The sequence below is a fragment of the Pustulibacterium marinum genome, from assembly GCF_900116665.1.
In the GTDB taxonomy this organism is placed as follows: domain Bacteria; phylum Bacteroidota; class Bacteroidia; order Flavobacteriales; family Flavobacteriaceae; genus Pustulibacterium; species Pustulibacterium marinum.
In genome coordinates, this window is the sequence record NZ_FPBK01000004.1 from 1 (window position 1) to 16,059 (window position 16,059).

The 16,059-nt window shown below is 34.5% G+C and carries 20 protein-coding genes; 8 read left to right on the forward strand and 12 right to left on the reverse strand.

Features of this window, described 5'->3' with window-relative positions; translation table 11 throughout:
* On the reverse strand, positions 1–678 hold a 678-nt coding region (locus BM383_RS07325; RefSeq protein ID WP_143106358.1), incomplete at its 3' end, for a transposase.
* A 233-nt stretch (positions 679–911) separates the two neighbouring features.
* On the opposite strand from BM383_RS07325, the gene BM383_RS07330 reads away from it, so the two are divergent.
* Positions 912–2,087 carry a S41 family peptidase gene (locus tag BM383_RS07330; RefSeq protein ID WP_093024476.1) on the forward strand — a complete coding sequence of 392 codons (1,176 nt, stop codon included), beginning with the start codon at positions 912–914 and terminating at the stop codon, positions 2,085–2,087.
* Between the two features lie 94 nt (positions 2,088–2,181).
* On the opposite strand, the gene BM383_RS18995 is transcribed toward BM383_RS07330, so the two are convergent.
* Together BM383_RS18995 and BM383_RS19105 are read right to left on the reverse strand one after the other, a co-directional pair.
* Positions 2,182–2,349 carry a hypothetical protein gene (locus BM383_RS18995; protein ID WP_245766547.1) on the reverse strand — a complete coding sequence of 56 codons (168 nt, stop codon included), beginning with the start codon at positions 2,347–2,349 and terminating at the stop codon, positions 2,182–2,184.
* Positions 2,313–2,564 (reverse strand): hypothetical protein, encoded by a 252-nt coding sequence (locus BM383_RS19105; protein ID WP_394331587.1) that lies wholly within the window; start codon positions 2,562–2,564, stop codon positions 2,313–2,315. The genes BM383_RS18995 and BM383_RS19105 overlap by 37 nt, the downstream gene beginning before the upstream one ends.
* Between BM383_RS19105 and BM383_RS07335 the strand changes: the two genes are divergently transcribed.
* The 3 genes from BM383_RS07335 to BM383_RS19110 all read left to right on the forward strand — a co-directional run bounded on the left by BM383_RS07335 (position 2,552) and on the right by BM383_RS19110 (position 4,737).
* Positions 2,552–2,773 carry a hypothetical protein gene (locus BM383_RS07335; protein WP_093024477.1) on the forward strand — a complete coding sequence of 74 codons (222 nt, stop codon included), beginning with the start codon at positions 2,552–2,554 and terminating at the stop codon, positions 2,771–2,773. The genes BM383_RS19105 and BM383_RS07335 overlap by 13 nt on opposite strands.
* 490 nt (positions 2,774–3,263) lie before the next feature.
* On the forward strand, positions 3,264–4,454 hold the full coding sequence (locus BM383_RS07340) for a class I SAM-dependent methyltransferase (protein ID WP_143106359.1): 1,191 nt from the start codon (positions 3,264–3,266) through the stop codon (positions 4,452–4,454).
* 49 nt (positions 4,455–4,503) lie between these two features.
* Positions 4,504–4,737 (forward strand): PLDc N-terminal domain-containing protein, encoded by a 234-nt coding sequence (locus BM383_RS19110; protein WP_394331588.1) that lies wholly within the window; start codon positions 4,504–4,506, stop codon positions 4,735–4,737.
* A 60-nt stretch (positions 4,738–4,797) separates the two neighbouring features.
* Here the strand turns inward: BM383_RS19110 and BM383_RS07345 are convergent, their stop codons facing one another.
* From BM383_RS07345 to BM383_RS07355, 3 genes are all read right to left on the reverse strand, one after another.
* Positions 4,798–5,754 (reverse strand): aldo/keto reductase, encoded by a 957-nt coding sequence (locus BM383_RS07345; protein ID WP_093024479.1) that lies wholly within the window; start codon positions 5,752–5,754, stop codon positions 4,798–4,800.
* A gap of 122 nt (positions 5,755–5,876) precedes the next feature.
* Entirely contained in the window at positions 5,877–6,278 is a 402-nt protein-coding gene (locus BM383_RS07350; protein WP_093024480.1) for a GNAT family N-acetyltransferase, read from the reverse strand.
* Between the two features lie 5 nt (positions 6,279–6,283).
* Positions 6,284–8,152, reverse strand: coding sequence for a M1 family metallopeptidase (locus BM383_RS07355; protein ID WP_093024481.1), 1,869 nt, complete (start codon positions 8,150–8,152; stop codon positions 6,284–6,286).
* 133 nt (positions 8,153–8,285) lie between these two features.
* Here BM383_RS07355 and BM383_RS07360 point away from each other — a divergent pair, with 133 nt between their 5' ends.
* Both BM383_RS07360 and BM383_RS07365 read left to right on the forward strand, forming a co-directional pair.
* Positions 8,286–8,687 (forward strand): ribosomal maturation YjgA family protein, encoded by a 402-nt coding sequence (locus tag BM383_RS07360; RefSeq protein WP_093024482.1) that lies wholly within the window; start codon positions 8,286–8,288, stop codon positions 8,685–8,687.
* 39 nt (positions 8,688–8,726) lie between these two features.
* Positions 8,727–9,404: a hypothetical protein gene (locus BM383_RS07365; protein WP_093024483.1), complete on the forward strand. Its 678-nt coding sequence runs from the start codon at positions 8,727–8,729 to the stop codon at positions 9,402–9,404.
* 5 nt (positions 9,405–9,409) lie between these two features.
* Here BM383_RS07365 and BM383_RS07370 read toward each other — a convergent pair whose 3' ends face one another.
* The 5 genes from BM383_RS07370 to BM383_RS07390 all read right to left on the reverse strand — a co-directional run bounded on the left by BM383_RS07370 (position 9,410) and on the right by BM383_RS07390 (position 14,401).
* A complete protein-coding gene (locus BM383_RS07370) occupies positions 9,410–10,102 on the reverse strand; it encodes a type 1 glutamine amidotransferase (protein WP_093024484.1) in 693 nt (230 codons plus the stop codon).
* A 113-nt stretch (positions 10,103–10,215) separates the two neighbouring features.
* A complete protein-coding gene (locus BM383_RS07375; RefSeq protein WP_093024485.1) occupies positions 10,216–10,833 on the reverse strand; it encodes a hypothetical protein in 618 nt (205 codons plus the stop codon).
* A 207-nt stretch (positions 10,834–11,040) separates the two neighbouring features.
* Positions 11,041–11,427, reverse strand: coding sequence for a response regulator (locus tag BM383_RS07380; protein ID WP_093024486.1), 387 nt, complete (start codon positions 11,425–11,427; stop codon positions 11,041–11,043).
* A gap of 2 nt (positions 11,428–11,429) precedes the next feature.
* Positions 11,430–13,289, reverse strand: a complete 1,860-nt coding sequence (locus BM383_RS07385) for a sensor histidine kinase (RefSeq protein WP_093024487.1) — start codon at positions 13,287–13,289, stop codon at positions 11,430–11,432.
* A 113-nt stretch (positions 13,290–13,402) separates the two neighbouring features.
* Positions 13,403–14,401 (reverse strand): glycoside hydrolase family 43 protein, encoded by a 999-nt coding sequence (locus BM383_RS07390; RefSeq protein WP_093024488.1) that lies wholly within the window; start codon positions 14,399–14,401, stop codon positions 13,403–13,405.
* A gap of 250 nt (positions 14,402–14,651) precedes the next feature.
* Between BM383_RS07390 and BM383_RS07395 the strand changes: the two genes are divergently transcribed.
* Together BM383_RS07395 and BM383_RS07400 are read left to right on the forward strand one after the other, a co-directional pair.
* Positions 14,652–15,050 (forward strand): hypothetical protein, encoded by a 399-nt coding sequence (locus BM383_RS07395; protein WP_093024489.1) that lies wholly within the window; start codon positions 14,652–14,654, stop codon positions 15,048–15,050.
* Positions 15,047–15,244: a helix-turn-helix transcriptional regulator gene (locus BM383_RS07400; RefSeq protein ID WP_093024490.1), complete on the forward strand. Its 198-nt coding sequence runs from the start codon at positions 15,047–15,049 to the stop codon at positions 15,242–15,244. Before BM383_RS07395 ends, BM383_RS07400 begins: the two co-directional genes overlap by 4 nt.
* A gap of 50 nt (positions 15,245–15,294) precedes the next feature.
* Here the strand turns inward: BM383_RS07400 and BM383_RS07405 are convergent, their stop codons facing one another.
* Complete coding sequence (locus tag BM383_RS07405) at positions 15,295–15,885, reverse strand: HD domain-containing protein (RefSeq protein ID WP_218157915.1); 591 nt, start codon at positions 15,883–15,885, stop codon at positions 15,295–15,297.
* Positions 15,886–16,059: the final 174 nt, after the last annotated feature.

Genomic DNA, 16,059 nt, shown 5'->3' on the forward strand with positions numbered 1-16,059 from the left:
GCCTGCTCCGGGACGCTCAGTTTGCTGGCTCTGCCATCGCTTGTTACGACTTTTGATTTCGTTGAGCGCTTTGGTATTGGCACTTAGGGTTTGCTGTGCTTTGGTAGCCTTGTTGTTTTTGGCTTTTCGGTAGGTTTCTTTATCGCGTTTGCTGATGTGGCGTAGCTCACCTAAATAAGCCTCCAGCTCTTGTTGGGGTACTTTGAGTTCCAGACTGTCCATAGAGGCATTGGCTTTTACAGGAGCACTGTCAATGGCTTGGGTATGTCCGCTAACGAGTTGCTTGTCTACACACATTCCTACTACTTGGGTAAAAACCTCTTCAAAGAGACTTTCTGGGAAGAGTTGGCGTGTACGACTCATGGTAGAGTGCCACGGTAGGGGTTCGCCCAGGTTATAGCCCAGAAAGAATAAAATATCGAGTCGCATACTGCATACTTCAATGAGTTTACGATCTGAGGTAATATTTTCTAAATAGCCCACCAAACAGAGTTTAAAGAACACGATTGGGTCAATGCTTTTTTGACCACTAACGCCGTAATAGGGTTTGGTGAGTTTGTATAAATATTGAAGCTGTAATACCTGCTGTAATTTTCGATACAAATTGTTTTGAGGTACATGGTCACTGAGTAGAAACTGGGTAAACAATGCTTCTTGTACGATCTTTTTGCCTTGCATACAGTAAGATACGAAAAAAACAACGGTTGCACCTTAAAAAGGGTGGAGATTTTTTGCTAACTTGTGCAACAGGCACAATGTATAACCGCAATTACGGCGGATTCGACTACGTCCGAATCCACTCGGAATTGCTAACGTCAGTTCTTAACCGAAAATTATTAACTTTAAAACCGTAACTGACGGTTATACGAGACCGTTGCCCACAATTAAAAGAAAATCCTGTAAACATTATTATGATTAAAAAATATTTGACATTACTATTAATTTTTGGAGTGAATTCACTTTTCAGTCAAGAAAAAAAATGTAATTGTCTCAACGAACTTGATAATACTTCGAAATTAATCGAAAATGCTAAAAGCTACAAAGTGCAAATAAAAAAAGGCGGCAGAGAAATAGCTTTTAAAAAATGGAAAGAAGAAATAAAACAAGAAATAGTTAATGACAGTTTAAGCAACTATTTCTGCACAGGTTATTTACAAAAGTATATTTCGTTTATTAAAGATAGACATAACGAAGTTTATTCAATTCCAAATAATATATCCGAAAATGTACCTAACTACACAAAAAAAATCGATACCACACTAAATATAACAGATAAAATTTCTGGAATATATTATGCTGGAAGTGATGAAATTTTAGTTAAAAAAGAAAATGATAGTATTTGGTATGGGATTACTTTGAAGTCCAATTCTGATGAATGGACTAAAGGGAAAATTAGGTTAAGGATTAACAAAACCAAGAATGACAAATTTGAGCTTTTTGAGTTCTATAAAAATGGATTACTATATTATCAAAAAAACATAAAAATTGCGAATGGGAGAATAAATTCCACTTTTTGGAATAAACAAAACAATTATTATTTCAATAAAAATTTTGAAGAAAATTTCACTTTTAAATCCTTAAATCCTTCTTTTAATTATATAGGTATCAAAACATTGAGCAGAACCAATAGACTTATGAAAGAAGCGGATATTTTCTATGAAAATCATTTGGATAAATTGAACAAAGAAAATCTTATCATTGATTTAAGAAATAACGGTGGTGGCTCTATTAATCAAGCTAAACTATTATTAAAGGCATTGAGAAAAAATGATGAAATTGATCAGATTTATGTGTTAATTAACTTTAAAACTGCAAGTGCAGCAGAATTAACAACCTTGAAATTAAAAGAAGATAAGCGGACAATTATTGTTGGAGAAAATTCACGGGGAATGCTTGAATATGGATATGGCAATAATTCATTTTCTACAAAAACAGAGTGTTCAGAATTTAAAGTAGTTTTATCCACAAAACACACAAGCAAAAGACTTGGAAAATACGAATACATTGGAATAACACCTGACTTATTACTTAATAATAATTCGGACTGGATTGACCAAATAATAAATGGTAATAGTGAAAAGAAATAACTGCGTACAACAAAGATGGTAATTGTTGCACAACTCCTTGGTAAAAGTTGGAGGTTGGGTTACACAAGTCGCTTTTGAGCGACTTTTTTGTTTTTTAGCGGTAGTTGATTTTCTGGTTTTTCGGAAGGCTTACAAGCAGATTATGGGCTTTTAGGAAGGCTTTTATGGCCATTGTAAGCAGGCGTGTGTTTCCCTGATTACTATGGGCCTTTTTGGTGGTGTATTTTAGGTATTTTTTGAGATTATAGGCAATGGCTGCCATGAGCATACATTTGTTGGCTTACTGTATTGTATGCCTAGGGTATTGACTTTTGCCAGTCCCATAAACTGGGTAAGAATGCCAAAAACAGGTTCTACGGTACTAGAGCGTTTGGCTTTCATGTAGCGTCCTTGTTTACTTTGTACTCGTTTGATATTACGAAAGTATTCTTCCCGATAATAAGTGACACTAAACTTCTTTTCCTGTGCTTTTCCCAGGCAACAGCACTGTAATTGCTGTAGGCGACGGAAAAGACTTTGCCGCTCTTGGGCATAATTCGGTTTACACCATAGACGGAAAAGACTATTTGTTTGCTCATGGATATTCAATTCCGAAAAACGGAGAATCCAAACTTATTATTACTGAAATTAAGTGGGATGCCAAAGATTGGCCTGTGATTGATGTAGCAAAACGAATTACGGAGTAGCTTTGGTTGCTTGTACATAGTTGTTGGTTGTTAGGTTAAGCACAGTCGAAAACCAAAACTATTGGCTAGAAGATATTCAAAGAGATTCGAATTGTATCGTAAGAATTGAAGATTGTTAACAGTGTTCAGTAGCAGTTGGCAGAAAAATATAGAAAGACTTAAGATGATAAGACGTAAGACATACGATTTAAAATTTAAGGCTAATAGCCATAAGCTGACAGCTGTTAGCTTTATACCTTACTAAACAGTGTTCAGTTGCAGTTGGCGGAAATTTATAAAAAGACTTAAGACCATAAGACGTAAGACATACGATTTAAAATTTAAAGCTAATAGCCATAAGCTGACAGCTGTTAGCTTTATATCTTAGTAAACAGTGTTCAGTTGTGTTAGATAATCACAATACTGATAACTTTTTACTTTCAACTTTCAACCATATCAATTTCAAATAAGAAAACCGGAAACCTTCGCTACTCAATAGAAATGCGTAATTTTGCCCGAAATAGAGAACGGCATCATGCAACAGGAAGTACAGGAATTTATAACGGCGGTAACCGAAAGTATTCAAACCAAAACCCTTCACCGATTAACCATCAGTGGTAAAAAGCAAAAAAGCGAACCTTTGCAAAAAGTGATCATCAAATTGGTGCAGTTGAAAAACGGTGAGAAACTTTCGTTTGTGTATCGTTATAAAACACAAGACATCACCAAAAACTTTGATATTGAAGAAGGAATCTCCACCATCCTAGCGTTGTTTGACACCTTTGCCAATGCTGTTTTATTTACGCCTACGCGCGATCTTGAAATCCGTTTTGCGAAAAAGCGTATCATTTTAAAATCGCAAAAACCTACGTTTACCAGCGCTCCTACATTGTCTCACAATAAAAAGAAAAAGCGTTATATAGATACCAAAGGAAACGTGTATTTAACGGAACTGGGCGTTTTAGCTGCGAACGGACAAGTAAAAGCGAATATGCATGATAAATACCGACAGATTAATAAATTCATCGAGATTTTTGACAGTCTGTTGGAAGACACCCAACTTCCTAAAAACCTTACAGTTGCCGATATGGGATCGGGCAAAGGCTATTTAACCTTTGCGATGTATGATTATTTGAATCAGCACGAAGAATATACTCCGGAAGTTGTTGGCGTAGAGTTTAGAGAAGGTTTGGTTGCTACCTGCAACGCCATTGCCAAAAAAAGTAATTTTGAACAATTGCAGTTTGTGCAAGGGATGATTGAAACAGCCGACATTAATGCGGTAAACATTTTAATTGCCTTACACGCTTGTGACACCGCTACGGATGAAGCCTTGTATAAAGGCATCAACGCCAATGCCAACCTGATTGTAGTAGCGCCATGCTGCCATAAACAAATTAGAAAAGCATTTCATGTAGACCACGAATTTTCATCGTTCTTAAAACATGGTATTTTGGAAGAACGCCAGGCAGAATTGATCACCGATGCCATCCGAGCATTGATCTTGGAAGCGTATGGCTATAAAACCAAAGTGTTTGAATTTATTTCTAGTGAACACACTGCAAAGAACGTGATGATCACCGCACAAAAAACACAAGACATCACAACGCCTAATCCCGAAATTTTAGAGAAGATTACTTCCATTAAAAAGTTTTACGGAATCAAAGAACACCATTTAGAAAAACTGATGGGATTGGTCTAGTTAATTTTAAAATGACTAAATTTAATACATGGTAATTATTACAATCTTGATGCTAGTCTACATCTTATTAGCTATAACGATCACGGTTCTGGCGGTGCGGAATATTTTGAAGACGGAGTTTAAGCAACTTTTTATGAAGATATTCTGCATAATCTCTGTTATAATTTTTCCCGTCATTGGAGCACTTGTATATTTTCAATTTAAGAGAAGATTAGCGGGCTCAAAAAGGCGAACCTTTCAACTTAAAACGTATAGAGCATCGAATTTTTCAAGTTCCTTATAAATTATAAAAAATCCGAAGTAAATAGATTACTTCGGATTTTTTGTATCAACTCAACACAATTTAATGCATTTCTACCTCTTGGCTTGCATTTGTTAATTTTACAACTTCTTCTGAAGTTAATTCTAACTCTGCCGCTTCTCTAAAAGCTTTTAAATGACTACTTTTTGTAGCACTGGCAATTGGCGTAACATTCGGTTGTGCTATGAGCCATGCCAACGAAACCGCTGCTTGGGTAGTATTGTGAGCTTCCGCAACTTCATCTAGCGCAGTTAATATATGTTGACCTTTTTCATTTAAATATTTTTTGATGCCACTACCGCGGACACTCTTATTTAAATCGGATTCATTTCTATATTTTCCACTCAAAAAACCACTGGCTAGTGAATAATAACTCACCACAGCTAAGTTATATTCGTTTACCAAATCGGCGTATTTTTCATCGTACGCTTCATGATCGTAGAGGTTGTATTCCGGTTGAAATATTTCGTATGCCGGCCAACCATTTTGTTTACTCAATTCTATACTTTGTTTTAAACGTTCTGGAGACATGTTTGAAGCTCCAATATTTTTCACTTTTCCTTCCTTAACCAACGTATTGTGAGCTGCCAATGTTTCTTCGATTGGGCTGCCTTCTACATCTGTATGTGTAAAATACACATCAACGTACTCTGTCTGTAAACGTTTCAATGAATTTTCTGCAGCTTTCAGTATGTAATCATGAGAAATGTTTTTCCCATCGCCCATATCCATACCTGCTTTTGTGGCTAAAATGACTTTATCTCTTTTACCAGATTGCTTCAACCAATCTCCAATAATGTTCTCTGACTCCCCTCCTACGTTTCCATCATTCCATCTGGAATAAACGTCAGCAGTATCAATCATATTAAATCCTAAGTCTACAAATTCATCTAGAATTTTGAAGGATTCCTTTTTATTAAGTGTCCATCCAAAAACATTTCCACCAAAAACGATGGGTGCAGTTTCCAATCCTGTGTTTCCTAAAACTATCTTTTTCATAATCTTTTCATTTTGATTGATATTAAAGTTACAAAGTCAAACCATAAAAAAACCGCCTATTTAGGCGGTTTAGTATTACTTTAACCCATAGTGTAAACTATAGTTAATAAGCGTTGTTGCTCTTATTTTTGTCTTTTAATCAAGAACGCATTTTCTGCTTTCGTAAAACCAACTTTGGGATAATATTCCATAGCTGACGGTGCTGAGAGTAATAGCAAAGTGGTTTCCTCTCCTATTTCCTTTTGAGTAAATGAAATAAGTTTTCGTCCGATTCCTAAATGTTGGTAATCGCCGTGTACCGCCAAATCTGATAAATAACAGCTATAACAAAAGTCGGTCATTGACCTTGAAATACCTACTAACTTATCCTCTTCCCAAGCTGTAATCACCAGGTTACTATTCGCATACATTTTTTTGATACGCTCAACATCATGTGTTGGTCTGTTAATTCCGGATGAATTATAGACTTCAATAATGGCTTTCACATCGGGAATTACATTTAATTTATAAACAATTGACTCCATCTGGATTATAATTTAAATGTGTCATTTGTTGTATCAGCATCCATAAATATTTCATGCTCCAAGGTAATTTCAGCAACATCTTTTACATCTAATTCAATGGTAGCTTTCTTTAGATTCGATTCCCAAATGGCCGGTGTTTGGTGAAATTCTGTTGTAGTTCCATCTGTATGTTTTACCACCAAAGTTACAGGAGCAGGCATTCCTCCTACATTCTCCAAAGTAACGGTTACTTTTTTCTTTTTTGCTTCCACTTTGGTTACGGCAATATCAATATAATGATTACTGAAATACCAACTGTCCCAAAACCAATTCATATTCTTTCCGGTAAGGTCGTTGAAGGAATAGAAAAAATCCCACGGCATGGGGTGTTTCCCGTTCCAACGCTCCATATATCCTTTAAGTGTTTTACTGAATACTTCATCGCCCAAATAATCTTTCATAGCCAAATAGCCAATTGCCGCTTTCCCGTATTCATTCACGCCCATGGCCGTTCCGCTTAAAATATTGGATGGCGTAATGATTGGCATATCTTCTTCCATATTGGCATCGCTTGCCCATCGTTGAACTCTAAAGCGTTTGAAGTTTTCAGTCGCTTTTTCTTTTCCTAAATCGTGAATTCCAATCAAATATTCTAAGGCAGTTGCCCAACCTTCATCCATAAAACCCCAACGCGTTTCATTGATACCCATGTAGAAAGGAAAATACGTATGTGCTATTTCGTGCTCCACTACAAATCGCGTAAATTCTGCAGTTGGGAACGAACTATCGTTCACCATCATAGGATATTCCATATCGGCAAAACCACGAACAATGGTAGATTTTGAAAACGGATACGGCACTCCCGGATAATTATTGGAAAACCAGGCAAGCGCATCTTTTCCGTAGGTTACCATTTCTTGAAAATCTTTGGATTTTTCGTCGTATGCTGCTTGAACACTAGCTCTTCTTCCTGTTTTATTATCTACTACCACACTACCAGCATCCCAATTGTAATGATCGCTCACAGCAATGGCTACATCGGTAATGTTTTCCGTTTTCCATTTCCACGTATTGGTTTCATTCTGTGCAGTAACCTTTTTAGCGGTCAATTCTTCTTGATGTGCAATTTCCATTACTTCATCACTCGTCATGGATTTCTTTAACTTTTCAGCATATTTCGGCATTAAAACTTCCTCCGTATTTTGCAAATCTCCTGTTGCCCAAACGATATAATCTTTTGGAACAGTTACCGAAAATGAATAATCATTAAAGTCATTATAAAATTCCTGTGCACCTGTAAACGTCATCGTATCCCATCCGCGGTAATCATCGTACACAGCTACTCGAGGATAGAAATACGCTAAGAAAAATGTAGTACTGTCAATGGCACCTTCTCGCCCACTTTGAACCGACATATCAAAATGCCAATTGATCTTCAATTCTACCGAAGCATTTGGCATTAAAGGTTTTAAAAGATGCATTTGTTTGTTGGTAGAAGAATTAGCTTTCCATTCTTGCTCGGTTCCATTTTCGGTGTAGCTGTCAATATGCATTCCAGAGGTTAAATAGTCTTCTGAAGCAATTCCCTGACGTGCAGCACCAGGTTTGTGATTGTTCAAATATAATTTGAAGTTTAAAAAACTTAGGGTGTCTTTGCTATTATTGGTGTAGGTAATAGTTTCCGTACCATGAACGGTTCTGTTTGGTGGATCCAAGGTCAGTTGCATATCGTACACTCCTTTGTTTTGCCAATAAGCACTACCCGGAGCTCCAGTTTTACTTCGTGTATTATTTTGATAAGCCTGTTTTACATCGCGCGGAATGTATAACTCCTGAGCAGAAGAAAGTGAAAATCCTATGCAAATCAGCGCAACTGAAAGATACTTTTGAAACATGGTTGTTGTTTTTAGTTATTGTGAAAAGACAAGGTACTAAGCCCGCACATGACATGAATAAATGTTAAGAAAATTTTAAGGAAATACCGAACTCTTTGCTATTTTCACATCATCTAATTTTACACGTTGAGACATGTTCAAAAGAAAAACCTATATTATTGGAACACTCCTATTTTTTGTCATTGAAGTGCTTATTGCAAGTTTCTTTCACGACCGTTTTATAAGACCCATTTTTGGTGATTATTTGGTAGTTTTTCTAGTTTACTGCTTTGTTCAATCTTTTTTAGTATCGAAAAAATATGGCTGGGTAAGTTTTGCGGTTTTGCTTTTCGCTTATTTGATAGAAATTCTACAATATATCAATCTCATTGAGCTTTTGGGAATGCAACATACCACATTTACCAGACTTACATTAGGTTCATCCTTTGAATGGGCAGATATGTTGGCTTACACTTTAGGCGTTGGCACCCTCTATTTGATAGAATATCTTACAGATAGAAAACAAAAGCAGTCAAAAAATGATATTTTATCATAACCAGATATTTTTAGTATTTTCGCACTAAAATAGAACCCTGTGAAGCATTTTATTTGTACCCTTTTTGTTTTAATTGGTTTTGGATTTCAGCAAATTCAATCACAAACCATAGAGAATTTTGTGGAGTTGGATCCTACTGCATTTGTTGTAGGAACCCTAGATTCTCCAAGACTTAAAGTGAGTAAAGCTTCTCCCTATCATGGATTTCTTACTGGTTTTTCGTGTAGCCAGCAATATCTAAAGCCCTATTTTATGGAAGCTTTGGAAAGTATTGATGGACTTTCTACGGATTCTTTACAAATTGTTCAAAAATATGCTTCAGACCAATTTCTTATGTCAGAGTCTTACGCTAACTATTTTAATCAATACTTTATCTTTCAGTCTTTTTCAAAATTAAATGGTCAGTTTAAAAAGGAGCAATTGGAAAAAGGCTATGCAGACCTTTCCAAGTTTACAACCTTGCTTGAAAAAAAATCATTTTTAATTGGTTTTACTATTTCGAAAGGAACGCTGCTCGCAAAAAATGTTTATCGAATTCCCGTTAATTACAACATCCCATTTAAGGAAAAAATATTTCAATTGGCGAAAAGCATTGGCTATAAGACGGAATATGATCCTATTGGAAATATTGTATTTACGGTGACTGAAGAAGACTATAACGAATACTTGACGAAAGCATTAAAAGAAAAAATTCGATTCGAAAAAAACTGTCAATAACCCAATTAGGCTGAAAGCTGTGTAAGCACGGAAAACATAAAAGCATTACATGTGGGTATGTTCACGGCACCGGCTTTCATACTATTAAAATTTTGAATAAACGGACTTTGCTCTTTCAATTCATCGTCCATTTCAGCTGTCATTTCCTTAAAGCTTTGGGTAGTAACTTCAAGATGAAATTGTAATCCCATCACTTTATTTTGATATAAAAAACCTTGATTTTCACACCCTTGAGAACTGGCTAATGTTACAGCATCTTGAGGAATTTCGAAGGTATCTCCATGCCAATGAAACACATACATTTTCTTTGGTAGACGCGCTAAGAAAGTTTCTTTATGCGCTCTTTCTGAAAATTGAATGGGATACCAACCTATTTCTTTATACCGGTTTCGTTTAACTTTCGCTCCCAAAACATCAGCAATGAGCTGAGCGCCTAAACAAATTCCCAGTACGCGTTTTCCTTTTTCTATAGCTTGTTTTATGAATAGCTTTTCTGCCACTAACCAAGGATGTTTTTCATGATCATAAATATTCATAGCACCTCCCATTATGATCAGCAGATCAAAACTATCTATATCTGGTAGTGATTCTTGCTTGTAGAAGTGGGTAGAACTTACGGTGTATTGGTTGGCATCTATCCAATTTTGAATACAGCCTAAACCTTCAAAAGCTTCGTGCTGAAAATAATGTATATGCATGAAGAAATATTAAAATGTTGGGGAATTCTATTCGCTATCTAAAAACGGAAAGGTACTCAGAAGCATCTACCAAATCAAAAAAAACGTAGACAGATTTTAAGTCTGAAGTAATTTTATAACCATTCGATATCTAAACCTGTTTTTTGCTTGAAAGTTTTGAACTCATCCGGTGTCATAAATCCCATAACAAAATCATGACCTCCAGTTGCATAACTAGTATATTTTCCTTTGGTTTTATACTTTTTAGCAAGTTCTTTTACCTTGTGAAAGATGATACGGTCTGTAAGGTATCTTTTTTTATCAAGACTCCATTGATAAGAATCTCCGTTGCATTCAAAAATTATAGCCGTTTCATGCTCGTCTGACTCAACACATTTAATATTAGACAATTGAATCTCTTTATTACTTATTCTACTCATTGCTCTTAATACAAAAGAATGTGAAGCTACGTCCTTTAGCTCTTCTAAGTCAAAATCCCAACAATTATTGGAAAATGGTTGCTCAAATTTTTCATCTGCATATTGTCCAAAAGTTATGTATAACAGCTCGTAAGGATGTTCTTCATACTCTTTTAAACCACCATCCCAAATATCTAAATCAACCTTAGTTACGCTATAATTTAATCTAAATCCAATTTCATGAAAAACCTCTAATTGTTCTTCAAATGTAAGAGATTCTTCGTTATTTATTCCATTACCAAACTGATTCAATAATGTCTTTAAAAATTTCATATTATCAATCCGTCATTAGTTTTCTTTACTAAAGAATACTAAAAATACCTACGTTTGTGGGGGTAAATTTAGACAAACTTAGTATTATAATGACCGAAGGTAAACACAGAAAAATTTTATAGCACTAGGCGTTAGTGTGAAATTTTAATCAAATAGTTATCAATTTTTTAAAAATATTGTTAATTCATAAAATAACTTACACTATTCTTAGTTACAATTTTCAATAACCTCTCTTAAAATTTCTGGAGATAATGGTTTGTAGAGATAGCCATTTAGAACATCATACATATTTGATTTCTCTATATCAGTTGGATCAACTGAAGAAGATACAATATATATATTCAAAGCTTTGATACTTAATTCCTTTAATGCTTCTAAAAATTCCCAACCATTCATTTTGGGCATATTGATATCTAGAAGTGTGAGATCTGGAAACTGCTGCTCATTATTTTTCAAATTTTTAAAATAAGTTAGAGCTTCTTCACCATTTTTAAAAGTAATAACCTCTTCTGCTAAATTTAAAAATGAAATCATCTTCTCTGCAGTAAATAAAAATATACTGCTGTCATCTACAATACAAATTGATTTTAACATAATTACTTTCTGAAATATATACTAAAACATGTTCCTTGATTTGGACTACTACTTACCGTTATTTTGTGTTGATACGCTGCTAGTTGACTTTTAATTAGAAACAGGCCAATTCCTCTCGCCTCTTCATGAGGATGAAACGTTTGATACATTTTAAAAATCTTGTTAGCATTTTTAACCATATCTATTCCCAAGCCATTGTCTGCAATATGTAAAACATAGTAAAGATCGTGTACTTCTTTAGAGATGGTTAGCTCTAATTTTCTTACGGGTGATTTATATTTGATGGCGTTATCTATAATCTGAAACAAAACATTTTCTAGATAATCTTTTTTAAAATTGATACGCATATCACAGTAATCAAACAATTCAAATTGATCGTCTTCTAGCCTTTCTTCCAACTTAAAACGCTGTACAGCTTGCTCCAAATATTCATACACTAACAAACTTTCTGAATTTTTATCCTGTTCATTATAAATAAGCGTTACTTCATTAAGATCTTTAATTGTTTTACTTAAATTGGATACCGCTTGCGATAACATAGGATAGTATGGGTCTTTTGCACCCTGGGTTTGTTCTAAATTGATCAACTTAATTAACATTTCCATATCACTTGTATGCGATCTTAATTGATGGGAAACAATTTGAGCAAAATTAAGCATACGTTGGTTTTGATCTTTCGCCACACGCATGATAGAAGACAACTTTAACTCTGTCTCTTTTTTAGAAGTAACATCTACTATTTGCGATAAGAAATATATGGGATCTCCGTTAGAATCTATGACCAAGGATATGGAAACAATGGCCCAAATTATACTACCAGATTTATGCAGGTATCTTTTTTCAATGGTTTTATGGTAATACGCTCCGTCTTTCATCCCGTTAACTACACTAAGTGTCTTCTTTATATCATCAGGATGCGTCAATTCACCAATATTAAAACCTTTTGTTTCTTCTTCACTATAACCAAAAAGATCTATAAAACTAAAGTTAGCTCGAAGAATATCTCCTGTTAACGAAAGCTGAACAATGGCCGATGCCGCATATTCAAACATATTTCTAAACAGCGTTTCTTGTTCTTTTAGGCGATAGTAGTTACTAGTAAGCGAATCTATATCTTGTACCAACCCATATGCTCTAATGCATTTGCCGTTTTCTATGACAGGAATTGCAATGGTTCTTATCCATTTTTCGTGCCCTTTATGGGTTGTTAATTTTAATCGAATGTCAAAATCCTTTCCTTCCTTTAATAAAGCTAACTTTTCTTGTAATAAGATACGATCTTTCTCATTTTTATAAAAGTGAAATACTTTATCAAAATCTCGTTCATAATTTTTAGGGACTTCATATATTTCTTTGGTTACTTGACTCCAATATATATCTTTTGTAATTAGATTTACTTCCCAAATTCCTATTTTGGCGAGTTTATTAGCTTGTTTTTGAAGACTTAAATAATCATCAAAGAAATGAACTTTCGCTTGTTTTTGTAGAAATGCAATGAAACGAATAGGATTTTTTTCCTTATCTCTAATGACAATACCTGTACATTTAATCCAAAAAACGTCTCCCTGTTTTCCGGTTAATTGAATAATATTTTCATAGAGAGATTGGTTTGAAAGATTTTGCAAAAACTCTAACATTTGAGACACATCGCTCTTTGCAAACATCTGTTGCCAAAAAAGCGTAGATCTCAGCTTTATTTCTTGGTCTGAATACCCCAATTTTTTATAAAACTCTAGGGTCATCCAACTATCAGTGGGCTTTGTAAGGTTCCATATCCACTGGCCATCGTAGTTATTGGGGGCAACTTCCTGAAACTTAGATATAAAAGAATAGGAACGCAGTTCTTGTTCTAAATAGGTCATTATGTAAGGGAAAACTTGGGATAGTAAACCTACTTAAAAAACTTTTTGTTTACAAAAAAAGCGATGAAGTAACATTATTTTCATCGCTTTTTATAGATTTTTAACTCCATTGACTAGTCGTTCTGTTTTTGCAACAAATCAGGAAAACCATTTGGAGTCCACTTTATGGCTCTTGCTCTTGTAGCTCTGTTAGGATCTAATAATTCTGCTCCTTCTATTTCTTTGTAATCTCTGGCGTGGTAAATCATAATGGTTTCTTTTCCATCTTCAGAAGTTGTAAATGAATTATGTCCTGGACCAAAACGTTTATAATCTTCATTACTAAAGAAAACCGGCCCTGGAGATTTATTCCAGTTCTTTTCATCTAAAAGTGCAGCTTTTGCATCTATCCATAAAAGACCTATACAATAATTATCATTGGTTGCACTGGCAGAATAGCTTACAAATATTTTTCCATTTTTCTTTAAAACCGCAGGTCCTTCATTTACATGATATTTTACGCGTTCCCAATCAAGCTCTGGTCTTGTTATAACAATCTCTGGTCCTTTAAGTGTTGTAGGATTCTTCATTTCGGCCATTTTTAACGCAGTACCCGACATACCTTCTAAGTTCTGAGCCCAAATCAAATAGCGTTTTCCTTCGTGCTCAAAGGTGGTGGCGTCTAACGAAAAAGAATCATAATCTGTTTTTATTTGCCCTTCTTCTTTCCATGCTCCTTTCATAGGATCTTCTGAATCATTTGAAAGTACCCACATGCGTATTTTCCAAATATCCTCTGCTTCTCCTGCAGCAAAATAAATGTACCACTTTCCGTCAATTCTGTGTAGCTCTGGAGCCCAAATATGATGTCCCATCACACCAGTTGTATGCTTTTCCCAAATCGTTTTTTCTTCAGCGGATTTAAGACCATTAATAGTTTTAGCCTTTCTCAATATTATGCGATCATAATCTGGTACAGTTGCTATAAAAAAATAATTACCGTCTTTTGCTTTGTACACCCAAGGATCGGCACGTTGCTCCGCTATAGGATTATCAAAAGTAGTAGATTGTGCATAAGAATGTAGACCTGTGATTAATAACACTACAAGCCAAAAATGTTTTAAATGTTTCATGTTTGTTCTTCTTGAAAACTTAATAAGTGTAAATATAACATTTTTTAAAACCAACACAACTCCAACGTTATACTTTGTGTAACAACATTTAAAAAACAAACAAAAAAACTGGTTAATAAACTGATATATAGATAAATGAAATTTTAAAAGTAAACAAAACAATACATAAAGTAAATAAAACTTGACATTTTAATTATTTGAACTATATTTGTCAAATAAACTTTACATCAATCTTAAAATTAAAAAAAGTATGAATGCACACACCCAAAAGGCTAAAAAGAGAACCATTATATTGGCCATCTGGACCGCTGCTTGGTTAATTAGCCTTGCCTTTGTTAGTTTTTCTTCCGAATTAAATTTAGAAAGCCATATGTTAACCTTGGCTGCTACACTAGTAAATCTTATAATAGGGTTAGGAATGATCTGGGCAAACCGCAATTACATTAAAAATTTAGATGAATTACAGAAAAAAATTCAACTGGATGCTATGGCAGCTACATTAGGTATTGCCGTGGTTGTTGGTCTTAGTTATTCTTTGCTAGACATTAACAACATTATTCCTTTTGATGCAGAAATCAGTCACCTAGTGTTTTTAATAGGAATTACGTATGCTGTAGGAATTGCCATAGGCGCAAAAAAGTATCAATGAAAAATAGAATCAAAGTTTTACGTGCCGAGCAAAACATGACTCAGGCCGATTTGGCAAATCATGTAGAAGTTTCAAGGCAAACCATCAATGCCATAGAAAAGGGAAAATTTGATCCTAGTTTACCTTTAGCTTTTAAAATTGCTAAACTTTTTGAACGAACGATCGAGGAGATTTTTATAGATGAATCACTTTAAAAGAGTCGCTTTTGGAACACAGAAGATGAAACGTGTTTCAAAAGCTTCTTTTACAAGCTACAACAATTTTTGAGTGCTTCTCTATTTTTTTGTTTTCCGGGAGCTAAATTCACTTTACAGTAACTGGTATGGTATTTATGACAATTTAAAAAATCTTCATTCAATGCCTGCCATTGCGGATCGGTAAAGTATTTATTAAAAATCACTTCCCACTCTTTTCTTAGCGCAGAATTACGTGTTAGAAAATCTTCCGTGCCTAAATGAAATAAATCCGCATCACAAATAATTTGCTCTAAAAGATCGGTAGGCTGTTGTGGCATTTGAGTAGCTTTGATAATTCGTTCAACCTCTTGAATATATTTTTCCGGATAAGCAATTCCTTCCAAATAGGTTCTAGCCATATTGGCACTAAAAATTTCGTGCCCTTTATAAGTTTTTATATGTCCAACGTCATGAAACAACGCTGCCAACATTAAAAACTCCATTTGTTTAGGAGCCACTTGTTCATGTGCTCCTATTACTTTTACATTTTCATACACTTGTAGGGTATGTTCTACATTATGAAAACACAAACTATCTGCAATGTTTTCCTTTAACAATTGCAAGCAATAATTTTTGGTATGTGCAATAAGATTGTTCATCATCTTTTACTCAAATTTTACTATATACTAGCGTAAAGTTTTTTCGATACTTATGTTTTTCTAATGTATACTAACAAATTTAAAACAAATTTATTATGCTTTTCTTAGAATTCACTTAAGTTTTCCTCAGTATCAAAGCATTAAAAAAACTCATAAATGAACTAAAAAGCTTTC